The sequence below is a fragment of the Agrobacterium sp. GW821-FHT02D03 genome, assembly GCF_059421725.1.
Genome location: NZ_JBWKVN010000003.1, coordinates 36660 through 53254, shown reverse-complemented (window position 1 = coordinate 53254; position 16595 = coordinate 36660). Strand labels below are relative to the sequence as shown.

The 16595-nt window shown below is 55.5% G+C and carries 15 protein-coding genes and 1 pseudogene; 6 read left to right on the top strand and 10 right to left on the bottom strand.

Translation table 11 applies throughout. The features are described 5' to 3' along the window. Nucleotides 1-153: 153 nt before the first annotated feature. The 5 genes from AC07U5_RS21900 to AC07U5_RS21880 all read right to left on the bottom strand — a co-directional run bounded on the left by AC07U5_RS21900 (nucleotide 154) and on the right by AC07U5_RS21880 (nucleotide 2907). Nucleotides 154-468, bottom strand: a complete 315-nt coding sequence (locus AC07U5_RS21900; protein ID WP_312930952.1) for an HVO_A0114 family putative DNA-binding protein — start codon at nucleotides 466-468, stop codon at nucleotides 154-156. A gap of 47 nt (nucleotides 469-515) precedes the next feature. Then, a complete protein-coding gene (locus AC07U5_RS21895) occupies nucleotides 516-797 on the bottom strand; it encodes a toxin-antitoxin system TumE family protein (RefSeq protein ID WP_494724337.1) in 282 nt (93 codons plus the stop codon). A 226-nt stretch (nucleotides 798-1023) separates the two neighbouring features. Continuing rightward, the gene (locus AC07U5_RS21890) at nucleotides 1024-1416 is read right to left on the bottom strand and encodes a hypothetical protein (protein WP_162741815.1); all 393 of its coding nucleotides are present in this window, start codon (nucleotides 1414-1416) and stop codon (nucleotides 1024-1026) included. Between the two features lie 63 nt (nucleotides 1417-1479). Further along, complete coding sequence (locus tag AC07U5_RS21885; RefSeq protein WP_113260231.1) at nucleotides 1480-1950, bottom strand: hypothetical protein; 471 nt, start codon at nucleotides 1948-1950, stop codon at nucleotides 1480-1482. A gap of 39 nt (nucleotides 1951-1989) precedes the next feature. After that, a complete protein-coding gene (locus AC07U5_RS21880) occupies nucleotides 1990-2907 on the bottom strand; it encodes a ParB/RepB/Spo0J family partition protein (RefSeq protein ID WP_113260232.1) in 918 nt (305 codons plus the stop codon). Between the two features lie 736 nt (nucleotides 2908-3643). Between AC07U5_RS21880 and AC07U5_RS21875 the strand changes: the two genes are divergently transcribed. Then, nucleotides 3644-4624 carry a hypothetical protein gene (locus AC07U5_RS21875; RefSeq protein ID WP_494724325.1) on the top strand — a complete coding sequence of 327 codons (981 nt, stop codon included), beginning with the start codon at nucleotides 3644-3646 and terminating at the stop codon, nucleotides 4622-4624. 88 nt (nucleotides 4625-4712) lie between these two features. On the opposite strand, the pseudogene ligD reads toward AC07U5_RS21875, so the two are convergent. Together ligD and AC07U5_RS21865 are read right to left on the bottom strand one after the other, a co-directional pair. Next, nucleotides 4713-5749: pseudogene (gene ligD / locus AC07U5_RS21870) on the bottom strand (non-homologous end-joining DNA ligase). Between the two features lie 194 nt (nucleotides 5750-5943). Further along, on the bottom strand, nucleotides 5944-7074 hold the full coding sequence (locus tag AC07U5_RS21865) for a hypothetical protein (protein ID WP_313558531.1): 1131 nt from the start codon (nucleotides 7072-7074) through the stop codon (nucleotides 5944-5946). A 661-nt stretch (nucleotides 7075-7735) separates the two neighbouring features. Here AC07U5_RS21865 and AC07U5_RS21860 point away from each other — a divergent pair. Both AC07U5_RS21860 and AC07U5_RS21855 read left to right on the top strand, forming a co-directional pair. Next, nucleotides 7736-8251 carry a type II TA system antitoxin MqsA family protein gene (locus tag AC07U5_RS21860; RefSeq protein ID WP_162741816.1) on the top strand — a complete coding sequence of 172 codons (516 nt, stop codon included), beginning with the start codon at nucleotides 7736-7738 and terminating at the stop codon, nucleotides 8249-8251. Continuing rightward, nucleotides 8251-10137 (top strand): ParA family protein, encoded by a 1887-nt coding sequence (locus tag AC07U5_RS21855; protein ID WP_113260236.1) that lies wholly within the window; start codon nucleotides 8251-8253, stop codon nucleotides 10135-10137. The genes AC07U5_RS21860 and AC07U5_RS21855 overlap by 1 nt, the downstream gene beginning before the upstream one ends. Nucleotides 10138-10169: 32 nt before the next feature. Here the strand turns inward: AC07U5_RS21855 and AC07U5_RS21850 are convergent, their stop codons facing one another. The 3 genes from AC07U5_RS21850 to AC07U5_RS21840 are packed head-to-tail and all read right to left on the bottom strand — an operon-like array spanning nucleotide 10170 to nucleotide 11954. After that, nucleotides 10170-11336, bottom strand: a complete 1167-nt coding sequence (locus AC07U5_RS21850; RefSeq protein ID WP_312930924.1) for a tyrosine-type recombinase/integrase — start codon at nucleotides 11334-11336, stop codon at nucleotides 10170-10172. After that, nucleotides 11299-11718 carry a type II toxin-antitoxin system VapC family toxin gene (locus AC07U5_RS21845; protein ID WP_312930923.1) on the bottom strand — a complete coding sequence of 140 codons (420 nt, stop codon included), beginning with the start codon at nucleotides 11716-11718 and terminating at the stop codon, nucleotides 11299-11301. Before AC07U5_RS21845 ends, AC07U5_RS21850 begins: the two co-directional genes overlap by 38 nt. Beyond that, nucleotides 11715-11954 (bottom strand): type II toxin-antitoxin system Phd/YefM family antitoxin, encoded by a 240-nt coding sequence (locus AC07U5_RS21840; protein ID WP_113260263.1) that lies wholly within the window; start codon nucleotides 11952-11954, stop codon nucleotides 11715-11717. Before AC07U5_RS21840 ends, AC07U5_RS21845 begins: the two co-directional genes overlap by 4 nt. Before the next feature lie 186 nt (nucleotides 11955-12140). On the opposite strand from AC07U5_RS21840, the gene AC07U5_RS21835 reads away from it, so the two are divergent. The 3 genes from AC07U5_RS21835 to AC07U5_RS21825 all read left to right on the top strand — a co-directional run bounded on the left by AC07U5_RS21835 (nucleotide 12141) and on the right by AC07U5_RS21825 (nucleotide 16550). Further along, nucleotides 12141-13241 (top strand): RHE_PE00001 family protein, encoded by a 1101-nt coding sequence (locus tag AC07U5_RS21835; protein ID WP_494724324.1) that lies wholly within the window; start codon nucleotides 12141-12143, stop codon nucleotides 13239-13241. A gap of 154 nt (nucleotides 13242-13395) precedes the next feature. Beyond that, entirely contained in the window at nucleotides 13396-14616 is a 1221-nt protein-coding gene (locus AC07U5_RS21830) for a hypothetical protein (RefSeq protein WP_494724323.1), read from the top strand. Nucleotides 14617-14813: 197 nt separating this feature from the next. Continuing rightward, nucleotides 14814-16550 (top strand): SIR2 family protein, encoded by a 1737-nt coding sequence (locus AC07U5_RS21825; RefSeq protein WP_494724322.1) that lies wholly within the window; start codon nucleotides 14814-14816, stop codon nucleotides 16548-16550. Nucleotides 16551-16595 lie beyond the last annotated feature (45 nt).

Here is a 16595-nt window from a genome sequence, read left to right as displayed (position 1 = left end):
GCAAACCTCTGTCGTTCTTCAATTTCCGGGAGGGCGGGGGCGTGCAAGAGGAAAGGCCGAAGTGGGTTCCCCTCGCCGCAGAGCACCTCGACTGCTTGGTTTGCGATCAAGCCGACGAACGTGCCCGCGCATGGTGCGCGGGCTTGGCAGCTTTCACGCGGCGGTTTTCGCAGTCACGTCGAACTCGAAGTGGATACCGTCGTAGGGGAACTCCACTCCCTTCTCGTGACGGTCGATCACCCCGCTATTGATGAGCGTAGTCACATCGCGATGAACGGCCTGAACATCGCGGTTGACGCGACGAGCAACCTCACGGATCGCCAAGGGACCTTGCGCGGTCAGAACTTTTACGATGTCGAGCCGCGATGGCGCAAGAATACGATGCATAGCCTCGTAGCTCTCAAAACCAAGGACCGGGGGTGCATCTTCAAGCGTGTCCGACGCGGCGCGCTCGGCTTTTGCTAGAATTTCGGCTTCAAGATCATCAAATGTCGTCAACCTTACAGTCAGTTTCGTCACGATATGATCCTTTCCATGTCGGCCTTGAAGGCTCGAAGCAGGTCACTAAGACCGGTGAATTCTATCTTCTCTTCGAGACCTTCGATGTGCCTATGGTCGCCTTTGCCGCGCTCATTGTCATAGCGAAGCACACACGTTCCTTCTACCACCAGCGCTAAACGGTACTTGTATGGATGAGCGCTCCCGGGAACTGGCTCGGGCAACTGCCACATCACGATCTCGTAGAACGAGCGTTCAGAAAGAACGATACGAGATTTCTGGATAAGCACTGCCTTCATGTTCATACTAACAACATCCCGCCTGTTGTCAAGCAGAACAACGGGCGATCAAATAAAGAAGCCTTACTGCCGCGGGGAGACGCTGCGGCGGGCGACGGCTGGTTTCACTAAGCCGCCTCGGCGAACTGCGTCAGTTCGTCTTTTGGTTGATCGGCCTCGCCAGCGTCATCGGCTACACCGTGCACCTCGTCGTCGCTGTCATTATCGACGCAAAACGGATCAGCATCTATCGCCGCTGCCGTTGCTGGCCGGATGGGGGCGGGGGCCATGCGGAGCCTTTGGTATGCGCCTCCGCATAGGCTGCTGCCTCTACCTTCTTCATGCGACCGACGCCACTTGCAAAGTCCGGTCCCTTGATGTCCATCAGCGCCGCCTCGATCCCATCGCGGGCGAGGTGGTTAAAGTAGTTTCCCGCCGTCGCCTCGAAATAGTTCGTCATGTCGAGGTCGAGCGCATCCGCCAGAACCTCGGCATGAGCACGCTGCGTCTCGCGGTAGTCGTATTTGTCCTTCACCGAATCGATGGAATGGGCTGCTGCAAATGCCAGCAGTTCGATAAGCTCTTGCTGACCGCGCTCAAGGCACCATTCAGAGCTATCGGCGGGGTAGCCGGGGGACATGATCGCCAAACCGCTCGGCCAGTTCGCCAAGGTTAGCGATAGCGAGACTGTTCTGGGGTGCCTTCATGCGACTTCCACCGATCTGCTGGTCAAGACGATATCGAGGCAGGAATGATCGCGGGAATGCGTCAGAACGGTCTGCGACAGGAGCGAATGCACGACGCTTGTCAGTGCGACGTGATGCTTGTTGGCAAATTCCAGCCGGGGACTGCAGTGCGCTGCGCCGTCAGGTCTTCGACAAGCGTTGGGAATGGACGAGGGCAGGGGACTGCGGTGTCGCAGTTGCGTTTCAGTTCGCATCATCAACGCCATTGCCTTCGCCTGATACGCTTCGCCATCGCTATTACCGTCCTCGGGTCGCACATAGCCACGATAGACGACACGGCTTCTTCCGCCATAGTCCATCGATATGATGGCTCCCGACCGCGCCAGATCGTCGGCGGCATAGACTTCGCGGTCGAGTTCTCCGATGCGGGCTGCGATTTCGGCAATGCGCGCCCCTGTGCCGACGTCGCCTTCGCCGCTTTCAGCCACCCCTTCGAGTTCATCGGGCTCCTCCTATAGCCGTGCCACTTAAGCCTGTTCGGCTCCCGTCTGCTCCACCTGCTCGGGATAGACACGTCCAAAGCCGTTAAGATCGCGCCAGTCGATTTCCGGCTGAATGTCCAACCATGCCCGACCTTTAAGGCGCAACTCTCCTGCAAGTGCTTCCAGCTTCTCGGCAGCAAGAGGCTCGAAAAGGACGACCTCCACGGCATAACCCTGGCCTCGCTCGTCAAACAGATCACGCTTGACCTCGCCACCGGCCTGTTCGTAGGCTTCCATGCCGCCGTTCATGCGAATGCGCTTGTCGGATGGTGCGATGGCGTCACGGCGAAGTGCTGCCTTGATGGTGTAGGCATTCCGGTTCCATGACGGGAGGCTTTCCCACACCCGTACCTGTTCCTCGTGGTCATCGCTGATCGTGAAGGCGGAAAGCTGTTCGAGGTTCATCTCTTCACTACGGTAGAGTTGAAGCAGGGCAGGGGAGACCCGCGCCAAGGCAAGACGACGCTTGACGATGGTTTCCGTGGTGGCGAAGCGGGCAGCGATATCGACAACAGAAACGCCGTCCTCGGCCAGCACCTTGAAGGCCTCGTATTCATCGACCGGATGCATGTCCTCGCGCATGAAGTTCTCGGCAAGGCTGATGCCGGTGGCGTCGGCTTCATCGCACAATCTGGAATCGACGGCAAAATCCCTGGCGATTTCGCCCGCTTCCGCCAGCAGGGTGAGGGCAAGGCGGCGACGTTCTCCGGCGATGACGAAGAAGCGCCCCCGCTTGCCACCCTTTCGAACGACGATGTTCTGCAACAGGGGAAAGCCATCAGCCCGGATGTCGGCGGCCAGTTCCTCGATGCCCTCCTTACGATAGGTCTTGCGCACGTTCTTCGGATCGCGGTCGAGCTTGTCGAGAGCGATAGTGATGATGTCGGAATTGGTATTGGTCATGGCAATGTCTCCTCAAGCATCGGGTCCAGGCGAAAGCGGCGGCGATGATGATCGCGGCGCTGACGAAAGCGGTCAGACTGAAGGCTTCACAGACAAGTTTCATGATGGTTCTCCACGGTTCCCGGTTTCTTGAGAGCAAGCCCCGCCAGTCGGGCGATGCCTTCACCCACCGTTCCGGTGGATGTGCTTTGACATCCTCCGGAACGAAGGGGTGGGGGAGTAAGCCCGCTCCCCGTTGGTCTGCCGGGCTAGTCATGGGTCCGGGCGGCTGAAAAACGGAAGGTTCGCCGCTTGCGGTGAAAGCCGTTTTTCTGACGGCCGGACGGGCGCGAGCCCGCCTGCCCATTGGCGAGCACGGCGGACCATCGTAGAGCGGACAAACAGACAGGAAGAAGAGCGGCAAGCGAAGCGGCTGCACTGTTGGCAAGAGAGCGCCACATCTGGCGATCACCGTGTAAGCGTACCGTCAGGACAAGCGATCGTTACCGGGAACGGCGAAGACGGCCGCAGGCTGGCTTCGTGACGAAGGCATAGAGCGCGATCGCTTGCGATGGCCTTTATTTCAATTGCAATCATAGAGATCATTTCAAATCTATTTGCAATCGATCCCAATTCGTATTGAATAGCAAAGCGACCAATCACGGCGCTTACCGAGGGCATCACGATGGCATGTGAGGATAAGACCCAAGCATTCAATGACACGCTCGCTCGCATACAATCAGAATTCAAGAAGGAGATGGACGATTTTGCTGAAGAGACAAAGCAAAAGACATCCGAATTGGAAAACCAACTAAAAGACGGAAATGACATCGGCGAAGGTATCGGCGCCGCCGCAGGTGCATCGATAGGAGGTGTCATAGGAGGGGCGCCTGGCGCGATTGTAGGAGGAACGATCGGTAAGGCGGTGGGATCCCTGTTCGAAGTGGAAATCACAGAACAGCGAGTCAGCTTTGACATCATTGTCCCGGAATTCGGCATTGAGGATCAAGAGTGGATCTTCACGATGCCTCAAATTTCCATGCAGAACGAGGATATCATCTTCGACATACCTTCTGTAAAGATGAAAACAATCGAAGGCCCGCCCAAACCAGAATTCACGATCAGGTGGAGCAGCGGCTTTCCCTCGATTCCCGAAACGGTTGTTACTTGGACGCCGACATACATCGACGTCCCTGAGTACACGACCGTTCAACACCGCATTGTTGTTGGCATCCCACAGGTTACGATGGTCGATGAAAAGATTGTCATAGGAGTGCCCACTGTTAAAGTGACATCTCAAAGCATTACGATGGACATTCCATCGATCACTATCAAGTCGAAACAGGATCTGAGCAACAGTGTCGCGGCGGCCGGAAAGAAAATTGCTGAAGAGGCAGAGCTTGTCGCTGAGGCGAAGAGACAATCTTTAAAGACACGAATGCGTGTCGAACTTCTGCCTCGAGCTCAGGATATGTTTCTGTGCCATCGCGGCACATTGGAAGGTCAAAGGTCGTCGCTTGACAGCCGTCTGTCAGCGCAAATCGAAATTGCCACCAATACGCTTATTACATTAAAGGGCCAGTCCGTTCCCGAAACCGACGACGATTACGTCAAGGCAAAAAATACCGTTGATACATTGATCGAACAACGGAAAGTTCAATTGGAAAAATTTGACATCGCGCTTGCTGATCTTGATCGAGCAAGCAAGAATGCTATTGAGAAGATGTTGGAAAATTAATCGCTAGAGGCGTTCTACTAGGCGCGGTCGATAGATTTGACTAGTGATGAGATACCCTCCTCGTAGAACGCCACCGATCTGACTCTCTCTAAACCCGATACACATCGGCATTGTCCTGCACCTCACGCACGCCCTTGAAAGAGGCATGGCGCAGCTTTCCGTCATGGGTCCATCCCCGATAGTGAATTTCCGCGATGATGGTTGGCTGAGCCCAGACGACATTCTTGCGCTCAACGTCGTAGACGAGGGGAGGGCGCTTGCGCTTCAGACGATCCAGGGTCTTCCGGAGCATGGTGGCCTGGGTTTCGTTGAAACCTGTCCCGACTGATCCGACATAGACGATGTCCTCACCCTGATAGGCTGCCAGCAAGAGCGCCCCGATCCCGCCAAGACCGCTTGAGGATGGCTCGTAGTCGACAATGAAGAAGCTGTCGCTTTGAACGCATTTGATCTTCAGCCAGTCGCCGGTTCGGCCGGAACGATAATGGCTGTCGCGATGCTTGGCGATGATGCCTTCGAGACCGAGCTCGCGGGCGATGCGAGCAGTTGCTCGCCATCGGCGTCGATGGTTTCGGAAAAATGGATGTCCGATCGATCAGTGCCAATCAGATCCTGCAGCATGTGCCGGCGCGACGAAAGCTCTACGGATGTCAGGTCGTGGCCATCGAAATAGAGAAGGTCAAAGGCCATCAGGATTGCGTCGGCCGAAACGGCCTTTCCGGATCGACCGCCGAGCGATTCCTGCAGGAGGCTGAAGTCGGACCGCCCTTCAGCGTCCATGACGACGGCTTCGCCGTCGATGATCGCGGTCGCGACAGGCAGTTGGAGCGCTGCGGCGGCGATCGTCGGAAAGCGGTGCGTCCAGTCATGACCACCGCGGGTGAGGATCCGGACTTTTCCGGACTCGATATGGACGGCGATGCGATAGCCGTCCCATTTAACCTCGAGAAGCCAATCGTCGTCCTTCGGCGGACTGGATTTGAGAAGGGCCAGGCAGGGTTCGATCCGCTCTGGCATTGGATCGAGAAGCAGGTTTGGCTGCGCTGGATCGCGCCGGCGCCGTGGGCGTGAGCGGAGCGGCTCGTCTTGCCTCAGAAGAGGCTTGGCACTCTTGGGCTTCTTCATACGAAGCATTGAAACACAGGGAAGTTACGAAGGTGTTGCGGTCACTTTTATGAGATGCCGAAGTTCTAAAGGACGCTGAGCGCCGTCACCAACACTTTTCTCAATCAGCAGGTCGAGACCATGATGACGCCCCTTGAAGATCGCAGACATTTACCCCGCCTGGTAAGAAGCCTTCGCAGATCTCGGATCGCGTTCTAGAAAAATCTTGCCGACTTGTTGTTTGTGTTCAGCGCTTTTGCGAGAGCCTGTATCGGCTGTTCCATGCTGATGTCCTGAATTTCCAAGATGAGCCCATCAATTGAGCCAACCGACCTCAGGGCTTTTCGGCGCAAGTCAGCATCATCGTTGATCTGATTTCTCACATGCGCGATCTTGAGCGTCAGATACTTAGCCAGGCCCTTATAGGGCTGGTAGGAGAGCCCCAATGCTATTCCCGTCAAAGTCTCGACGAAAGACTCGGCCTTGCTTATCTGCAGCAAGGCGTCCTGTTGCTCTCCTCCGGAATCGATCAGCCTTTGAGCCTCGATACAGGACAAGTCGGCGTTAACGACGAGCTCATCAAGTTTGGCGTTATGACTGACGTTTGCCATGTACGACAATTCGTTGGCGAGACTTGCGTACTTCTCCGCCGCGTTCAGGTGACCGGAAAAATAGTTGAAGCGTGCCGCATCGAGCATTGCCCCTACACGCTCGGCTCCGGAGAAACGACCAAGCCTATCAGTGTTGAGATCCATCAACCGCGATACGATGTTGAAGATTTCCTGCCGCTTTTTATAATCGGTCTGGGCGCCGAGGAAAACAGGATCACGAAACGGGTAGCGGATATACCTGCGCGCCGTTCGACCGCCCAAAGTGCCGCGCCTTCTCCGATCAACGAGGCTCGAAAAAGCGTTATCGAATTCCATCAGTTTCTTGTAGGCTTTCTCGCCATCGGCCCGGGGCTTGGTCAGAGCCTCCAGTTCTACGCGTCGAGCATGAAGGCGCAATCTACCCTCGATCGCAAATGAGTTTTGATTGACATCACTTTCTTCGAGGGAAAGCGGATCGTCAAAGAACCGCTCGGCCGCAGCGAAATGATCCTTGAGCACAGTATTCAATAAGTGAAGCGTGTCGGCATGACTTTTTCCGGTGTCCGGCGCGCCTTGAAGGATGAACAAATCGAATTTTGCACACCAGATGCGCGCCATACGGTGGTAAAGGCTTGCCTGCTCTTCAGCCGGCGCATGCTGGACAAAGGCCTCGCTGCAGGAGACGATCGCTAACAGAAGATCAGGTCGCTGCGCGTGGTAAGCTGACAGAGTAATCGATGTTAGCAGATCGATCACTTCCGATCGATCGGGGATCATGCTCGAAATATGACTAGGAACCGAGCGTGGAACTGTGAGTTCCCGATCCTCGAGGGTATGGCGTTAGCCAACTTTCCTCACCCCCGAGCGCAACATAATCTCGCTACCTCCGCAACTGCAAATTCATAGTCCAATAGTGTTGCTGCAATCAGGGATACACGTTATTTTTAAACATCAGAAATACGTCGGACTTGACATTTCGTTCAAAAGTATCATTTGATACCGCATGATCTTGGAGCGCTTTTGGAAGAAGATAGTGAAAAAGTTTCGGAAAGCGTTCGATCTCTGCTCGCGAACCGATGTTCCTCTCGGCGGACCCGTAAATCCGAATTTTCGTCACATTCGCCAACCCGGTGGAAGCCTAATACCCTCAAGGACCCCCGCCGGTCGGATGAATATTTCACAGACGACTCCGCTTGGGAATTTATTGCGGGACACATCAACTCTGGCTGCGAAATTGAAGTTATAAGCCTCAAGTTTCCTGCCGGTTCTGTAGGATATGTCATAATTGTGGATGGAAGCCCACCTGTCGATAAAATCTACATCAAGCTTCAATTGGGATCGAGTTTCGTACTTGGACGAAGCTTTCATGAGAGCAATAGCCCTTGATCTTCCTCAACACACCAACAGGATAGCTGAGATGGAACACAAGCCTGAATGCTGCGATTTCTGCAGTTCTAGTGGCGTTTCTGTAAGGTTTGAAACACAGCAGTTTGAATATGGCGGGGGCGATGATGCCGTTTTGCTTACCGTTGATGTTCCAGTTTATCACTGTGCCGCTTGTGATTCATCTTATACCGGAGAGGAGGCTGAGGATATAAGGCATGCTGCTGTATGTCGCCACCTTGGACGCTTGACGCCAGAAGACATTCGTGCGTTCAGAGACCAGTATAGCCTCACGCAAAGTGACATGGCTGACCTGACCGGGCACGGAATTGCATCGATCAAACGGTGGGAAACCGGGAATCAGATCCAAAATCTTGCGATTGATCGATATCTCAGACTGGCTAGAATACCTCAAAACATACAGCTACTCAAACAAATGGAAAGCGCTAGGCACTCGGAACCTGCTTTCAAGACAAATCTTGATGCTCGACAGCTGCAAGAATCGCTCGATTTTAAACTTCGTCCCTCCAAACAACACAAAGTAGCTTAATGTATGTTGTAACCTTCTATTCCTACAAAGGTGGGGTTGGCCGGACAATGGCCCTTGTAAATGTCGCGGCGGAACTCACTCGGCGCGGTCGACGTGTCTTAGTAATCGACTTCGACCTTGAGGCGCCTGGCATCACCAGCTTTCGACAATTTGCAGGTGCGGACGAGAAGGTTGGGATAATTGACTATGTGAACAACTATCTCCAATCTAATGTAGCGCCTGACGCTTCCGACTTTATCTCTGAGTGTAGCCTGGATATTGGGGGAAAAACTCTGCCGATTTGGGTGCTGCCTGCGGGGATGCGCGACGACCAGTACGGACAAAAGCTCGCGGCTATCGACTGGCAAGATTTGTATGAGAATCGTAGTGGGTATTTGCTATTCGAGGACTTAAAGCAACAAATTGCTTTGAACGCGGTGGGCTTTGATTACGTTCTGATAGACAGCCGAACGGGTCATACAGATGTCGGTGGCATTTGTACTCGCCAATTGGCTGATGGCGTCACTTTGATGTTCTTCCCCAACACCCAAAATATTTCAGGTTTGAAAACGATAGTCGAGGAAATACGCGCTGACTCGGTTGCGCGAAAGAGAAGCAAGCAGCTTATCTTCTGCCCTTCACGAGTTCCGGATTTGGATGATGAGGAAGGCATTTTGAAAGTAATGCTGGACAACGCATCTCAGAAGCTTGGCTACTCGCGACCAGATTGCACCATTAAGCATTATGACAGTCTGTCGTTGGTCGAGGAAAAAATCTTTGTAATCGATCGACCGAAAACGAGACTGTCCGGACAATACCGTAATCTAACTAAGTCGATTGTCAGGGCAAACCTCGGCGATCGGGACGGCGCGCTACTAGCTGTGCAAGAAATAAGATCACTGATCTCGTCGAAGTCGGAAGAAAGTGCTGGCCAACCTGTATCGACGGATCCGGTGCGGCTTGACGAGATTTTGTCAAAACTTGATAACATCTGGGAGGCCCATCAAACGGATGGGGAGGTGTGTTGGTTCATCGCTGCCGCATATCACGATCTTGGTAGATTTGCTGACGAATTGGAGGCTCTTAACGGAGCCTTGGCAGCTGGATATTATAAGGCCCACCTCGCGAGGGCTATCAATCTATTGAGTCAGTCGAGAGGGGAAGAAGCCCTTAAAGATTTGGTCGCGACTATCCGGTCACCAGACACAACTGCTATCGAATTAAGCACCGCGATTGAAGCGCTGAGAGAAATCGACGTAAGCTGGACGGAAGTTGTTGCTAACTCTCCGGCTTTGGAGGAACTCAGCCCCGACGATGTAGGAGTGCTATCTGATATCTTGATGTCGGATGAAAGGACTGTGGCTACGGCCAAGAGACTCTTAAAGAGGGCGTTAGAAAACGTCCCCAGGGATGTAGGGGTAGAACCTGCACTTCATAGCGACCTTGTGCTTTCACTGATAGCTATCGGCCAATATGAAGAGGCTATGCGCGTGATTGGTGAACCGAGAGAAAGTGTTCTATTAAGTAAATCAACGGCAGACCTCTTCAACTACGCAATGGCAGAGTGGGGCGCGACTGGAATTGTCCCTGAAGACCTACTGCAAGCAGTTATTGATACGGATCGCTTAGGAAACAGCGAGCGTTATCTACAGGTTAATTATTGTCAGTGCCTTGCACTCTCGTTTGCACTTATAGGCCATCGAGATGAAGCATTGCAGTTGCTCGACGTCGCGAAGGCTAAATCAGTGGCAGGTACCGTTTTCAGCTGCTGGCGCTACCTTTACGCAACTCGACGAACCATGATGGAAGACCTAGAAGAAATGAGAAATTCTTTCATTTTAGGTACAATTGATCCTCCTTTTATTCGTCGCAATCGGAGCTCGATTTCGTCGAGGGATTGGCATTGATCGGGATGTCTTCCCGGACGATGCCTAATAAACTATAGCAGCCTCGCCGCCCGCCCGCTTCTTCTTGTGGCACTGTTGTAATAGCTCGAGGCTTGCTGCACGGACCGATGGCGCGACTGCTCCATCGCTTCTGGAAGCGGAATGCCGCGGTTCGCGGCCTCGGTAAGATATCCTGATCTCAGACCATGAGCAGAAAACTCTGCCGGGTCGAGACCAGCAAGCGCCGCGCGGTGCTTGACGACATCATTGACCGACTTTGGATCGAGCGGTCGAGGAGACAAGTTTCCCCAACGATCGATTTTACGAAAGATCGATCCTGACTTGATGCTGGCTGCCTCCATCCAGGCATTAAGCGCCTCTACCGCTCGACCCGTGAGATAGACGATCTCATCGTGATCAGCGCCAGAGGTTTTGGTACGGCCGAGATGGATGGATAGCGAGGGGAGGGGAGGGCCATCTTGGCGCTCGATCGGCGGCTCCTGTGTCAGTTGCTCTTTGCGTAGTCCGGCAATTTCACTACGTCTGCGGCCACCCGATGCGAATGCCACCATGAGGATAGCCCTGTCGCGGAGATCACGCAGACTGTTGCTACCGCATGACGCAAGAAGCTTCGCCAACACATCTCCCGTCACGGCTTTTGCGCTCTTGCGCTTGCGTGGTCGTGGTGTCGCGCGAACCGCGAGGCGAATGGCTTGCTTTAGGGCAGGGGAGGCGAACTCCCCCGCTGCGCCGCGCCATTTGGTAAGCGTTGACCATGACGCAAGACGCCGGCGCACGGTGTCTGGCGCATGCGGACCGAGTGACCTGAGGAACCCCTGATCGCGCAACAACCGATCGACATCCTGCGGCATGCCGTGGCCAGGATCGTCACGCCGGCGCTCCGCGTCCCACAGATGATGGGCAACGAACTTCAGAAGTAGCGCTTCGGGAGCTGGCCACGAAAGACTCTTGCCAGTCGATGCCAGACACCATGCCTGGAGATATGCTAGGTCCGAGGTCAGTGCGCGAAGGGTGTTCTCGCCCATGCCTTCGTTAACCAGATGCTTCAGCGTTTCGATGTCCTGATCGGTCAGAAGCTCGGCCAGCTCATCGCGGCGCTCAATCGGCAGGACGGCGGCGATGGTGTCGAGCTTTTCGGCCCGTTCGGCAATCGTTCTATCGTCAGTCGCCATGGGCGAAAGGACCCAGAACTTGGACATCCTGCTTTCGGGCTGCGGCGGCGAGTTTGCGGTCAAGCGTGGCTAGCGCCAAGCTTCTGTTCATGGCAAGAGCAAGATAGGCGGCGTCATAAGCACTCAGCACGTGCTTGTTCGACAGGAGAAGCACCATCCCATCACTGCCTATTCCGGCGTCGTCCAGCGGAAGACGCCTGATCCGCTCCATTCCAACAAGTGCATCGCCCGGTCCGATGCGGCCACGCCGCTCTGACATCGCAAGAATATTGCGGATCTCAAACCAGAATAGCGAGGGGATAGGGCAGGTTGCAGATATCGACCCTATGATAATTTCAGCCTCGGCGGTAAATTCTTCTGGCAGTAGCCATGCGGCTGCCACGGACGCGTCGATGACAAAACTCATCATCGACGACCTTCATCGCGCCAGGATAAAATTTCGTCATGTGTAGATGGCGTTGCCCTTGAACGCGCAGCACGCACCTCGTTCATCAACAGCTGCAAGTCAGTTTCTTTTCGGATTCTCGACATGCGAACGATTGGGTCATTGCCACGTGAAATGATCACATCTTCACCGGCCTCGACTCGAACCAGCAGTTCAGACAGATGCGCCTTCGCTTCGGATACTTTGACGGTGGTGCTCATGGTGGCTCCGATAACAACGATTTGACCAAAAATATCGGACCCCGCCGACATGGTCAACCGCAGAGTCTTATAACCTCCGATAAGGGATACTTATCGTTAGTTAGGTGAACCGCTATGCATGGCAGTGTGTGACGCTAGCAACGGAGCAGTTTGCTTTCGCTATTCAAATCGGGCATAGTTATTTCAATGCCTTATGATCTCGCCAAAATCGATATGACAGAGCTCAATGCACCGGCCGCCCGTGCCGGTGAAGCTTTGGTACGTCTGGATGAGCGCATAGGCCGCTCGCCGATCCGCGACGGCTTTCTCGAGCGGCAGAACTTTGCCGACGCTATCGCGTCGCTCTGGGTCGACGGCGAACTCGTCCACCTTGAGGACATCGTCCTGCACGATGCGCGTCTCGATATCCGCACGCCGACCCACGAACTGACCATTGCGCACTCGATCCTGCGTGCCCGCCGGCAGATTTTTGCACATCCGCCCGACTGGGCGCTCAGCGCCGCAGGCATTGCTCGTTTGCGGGGGAGGGGAGTGCAAGGTGACCATCCCGTTCCGGCGCGATCCGGTTTGACGCGCCCGGTCGGGGAAGATGACGGTGGTTTGGTGCTGGACGATGACTCGCGCGGCGACGACTTCACCGAGATTGACGCGGTGTTGGCGCGAAGCACCGCAGTTCTGAACGGATCGGCCATCGCCCGACTGGCCGATGCCCGCGATCCGTTGGTCTATGACGTAGACTGGGACGAAGACGAGCGATTGGCACAGTGGCGTGTGGGGCTTAACGAAACCGACGGCCTCTCACCGGTGTTGCGCGGCGCAATTTTGCTCGATGCCTGGAGCGCGATCGAAGTGCTACAGCACCGCACCGAGCTCGGCCGCCAGCTGGTCGCCTCACTGCTGCGCCGCGACGGTACGACGCCGTCCCACCTGCCGGCGCTCAATGTCGGGCTGCGCAGCGTCCGACGTGAACAGCGGCATTCCAGAAGTCGAATGACGCGGCTGCTGGCGCTCCTCGAAGCGTTCGCTGCGGCGGCGGAACTGGGGATGAAGGAGCATGACCGCATCCTGCTCGCCCGTCAGCAGCTGGAGCGTCAGGCATCCGCCAAACGAACCAATTCGAACCTGTCACGGCTCGTCGACCTTGTAGTGGCGCGGCCTGTCGTCTCGGCGAACCTGATCGCCAAGGAGCTTGGCGTCACGCCGCAAGGTGCGCGTCACCTGGCGGCGCAGCTGCCGCTCAGGGAGATGACGGGGAGGGGGAGGTTTCGGGCGTGGGGAATGCTGTAAGGGCAATTTTTGCTATCGAGGCTGTCTTGGTTCGCTGGCCCGCTCATAACAGAAGGAGATAAGGGTGGGATAGATCGTTAGGACGCAGCGATGTAAGCTTGCACGCGGTGGATGTGGAGCTGTCTGATGCCACGCAAGTAAGGGAAACGGGAAAATGGACCGCGAACTGTTCGTATTTGTAGATGAAACGACGTGGCCCCCAGCACCTGGCTTGCCTGCCATTCCGGCTTCATTTGGCGCCGGTGCCCAAACGTTCGACGTGAACATTCCAGCGCTATTGCTCACAATTGGCTACCTGACAACTCCTTCTCATGCGTCCGGTGTGTCGCTCAGTGAGTTTTGGGCCTGGGTGCGTTATCTTCACGCCGTTGCTGACGCAACCGACCTTCGCTTGACGCCCGCTTTCTTCGAACTCGACGCGCATCAGAAAACAATCCTGAGCGATGATTTCGGAATGGGCGCGCCGATATACTGGCTTATGGACCGACTACAGCTGGGGCCGATCGCCGACGGGCGATATTTTATAGATCGTGTCGCTGCCTCGGTTGGCGCGACTGCTACAAAGCCGAAAAAGCGAGGACCAGGGAAATCGCCTGATTTCGTTGCGCAGGACACGAGTGGTATCTGGCACATCATCGAGTGCAAAGGAACTCAGACGGGCAACGGCTATCGCGAGCAGCAATTGGGCGCGCTGGGTCCACCGCCGACCGGTGCGATAGCGCAGAAGAGGACGATCACTTTCCCATCCGGCTATTCCGGCCAACGCCTGGCCTGCGGTCTCCAAATCGGTGTGCAAGGCGGCGCGCACGGCAGCAGCCTAAGGATTATAGATCCGCCAGGAGAGGAGAAATTCGCGGTTGACGAGGACGAAATGATCTACGCGAACGATGCCATCATCAGAGCCGCAAGTGCCAAGTCTTTGCGACTTGCCGGGTTCGGAGCCAGTTCGGCAGCGATGTCGGCGCCATCAGGTGCGACTCCTCGGTCGCGTCCGACCTCAGGACGATACGAGCGCATGCGCCGCGAAACTGTTGACGATAAAAAGGCACGCGCTGAGGACGAGTTGAAGAACAGGCGGGACCGGGCTGCTTTCACCGCTGACAAGCGGCGTTACCTTGGTCGACAGATGGACTTTGATCTTCCGGCGCCGATTACAGTCGGAAAAAGCATCTTCCGTTCCGTTCGGGTCCGCTATGGCGTTTCCCTCGACTTTCTGGGGGAACTGTCCAACCATCCGTTGGTTGAGGATCCTATTCAGGAGGTCGACGGTGATCTCGCGGCCGCGAAAGAACGCACTACCACAGATGCAGCAGGCAAAGGTGCTCGGATGCACGTTGGGGAAGCCTTCGTTTCAGAAATCAATCTGCGTTCTTGAGGTCGGCCTGACCTGTCGTCACGGCTTTTTCGATCGTGGTAGGGAAGGCTTAAGCATCCGTCCATTTTCACGGCACGTTGTGTCTCTCCATTCTTCGGATCGCGATCAAATAGATGGTGGCCGGGACTAGGTTCCGTGATACTTCTTCCGCGTGTTAAATATGGTCTGCCTTGGACCCTGAAGGACGCGTGAAGTTAATGCCAACTGCGACAGATATCAGCGTACTGGAAGTCGTTGAGAAGTTCGATACTGCTCCGTTTCAAGTCGTCGCGAATGCAGTGGCGAACGGTGAATTCTCGTTTTGGGTGGGGTCTGGCATTTCGCGCAATGCCCCAAGTTTAGGCGGCCTGATCGACCGTGCGATCGAGTTTATTCGTATCAGAGCAATGAACGCAGCCACCGAAAGCGTCTTCATGCCGGTCCTTGAAGAAGTTCTTGTACTTGCTCGCGTGGAGAAATCAGCGGTTGCTGCCAACCTCGGCGTCCCCTTCGTGGACTGGCCCCTAAGCGACGCCATTCGCGATGAGTTGTGGACGAAATATTCTGAGCTTCTCGATATACGCGTTCAGGATGAAGAGGCCGACTACGTCCTGTGGGATGCTGTCGGCATCAGGGAAGCTTTTACAGCTCCGCCCCTTCCAGATGCTCCACATGTCTGCATCGGTGTCCTGATTATGGAGGGCGCCGTGAGATCCATCGCCTCGGGCAACTGGGACGGGTTCATCGAGGCTGCGGTCGATCGTCTAACTGGTGGCGCCCCAGGAATCTTGCAAGTTGTCGTAGATCCTGATCACCTCAGGGACCCTGCGGCCAGAGCAAGACTGCTCAAATTTCATGGCTGTATCGTCCATGCAGATCAGCAACCGGCACTTTATCGGAAGTTTTTGACCGGCAGTCACACTCAGATCGTCAATTGGCCCAACAACCCTGACTTCGCTGCGATCCGCAGCGCGGTCACCGAGCTGGCGAGCAATTCGAAGTCGCTGGTACTAGGACTTTCAATTCAGGACGCCAATCTGCAAGGTGTTTTTTCTGCCGCGTCACACGTGCATCCCTGGCCTTGGCCTTGTAGTCCGGCGGCTCAGGCCCATGTCTTTTGCGAAGACCACATCAAACCAGGTCAGCGGTCGGTGCTGCGTATCGTTTATGGCGCCAATTATAATCCAAACATCGCGGCGATCGAACAGAGTGCTCATTTGCGCGCGTGGGGTGAACAGGTTCTCATCGCTTTGGTCTTCAATGTGATCGAAAAGAAACTTTGCTTGCTCATGGAGCTGTGGCTGGCGGAGATCGGCAAAACAGGCTTTGCGTCTCGGCTTGCGACGGACTTGAAAAACGCGCGCAACCTAGGCGCCTCCCACGCCGTAGATAACAGGACCGACTTCGTTTACCGGGCGATTTCTTTATGGTCGAGAGCGCTGTCGCTCTATCGAAACGGGGCGCTGCAGGATGGGCCAGACACCTATCAAGAGCTGAGCGCCTCCACTCCCCTCCAGCTTCCTACGGATCAGAACGCCAAAGCGGCTGGTCTTGGCCGACTTGGTGCGGCCATCGGCCTTCTGCAGTCCGGCCACGAAGATGGACGATGGAGTATCAGCGCTCCCCGGAGCCTAAATCTCGTGGACGGGTCAATGACCAAAACTTCTGCATGGGCGGGAGCGGAGCCCCGACCCCTCTTTCTAGTTAAGAGCGTAACCGAGGCCATCAACTTGGAAAAGAATGGGGCCTTCGCTGGCGACAAGGCGATCGTCCTTCATGGTGACGACACCTACCAACGGGTGTTCGCTGGCGGAACGACCGCACGTCGGCCTCGCGGTGCGCCGGGGCGGACGGGTCGCTCCAGTACTCGACACGTGAGCATATCCCACCTCGTCGAGACGAGTGTAGATGTAGACGATTTGATCCACCGCTTCAGCAGCGAGGTTGCCCTGTGACACGATCGCCGCTCATCAGTGCCATTGCAGGTCGGCTCGCGCTAG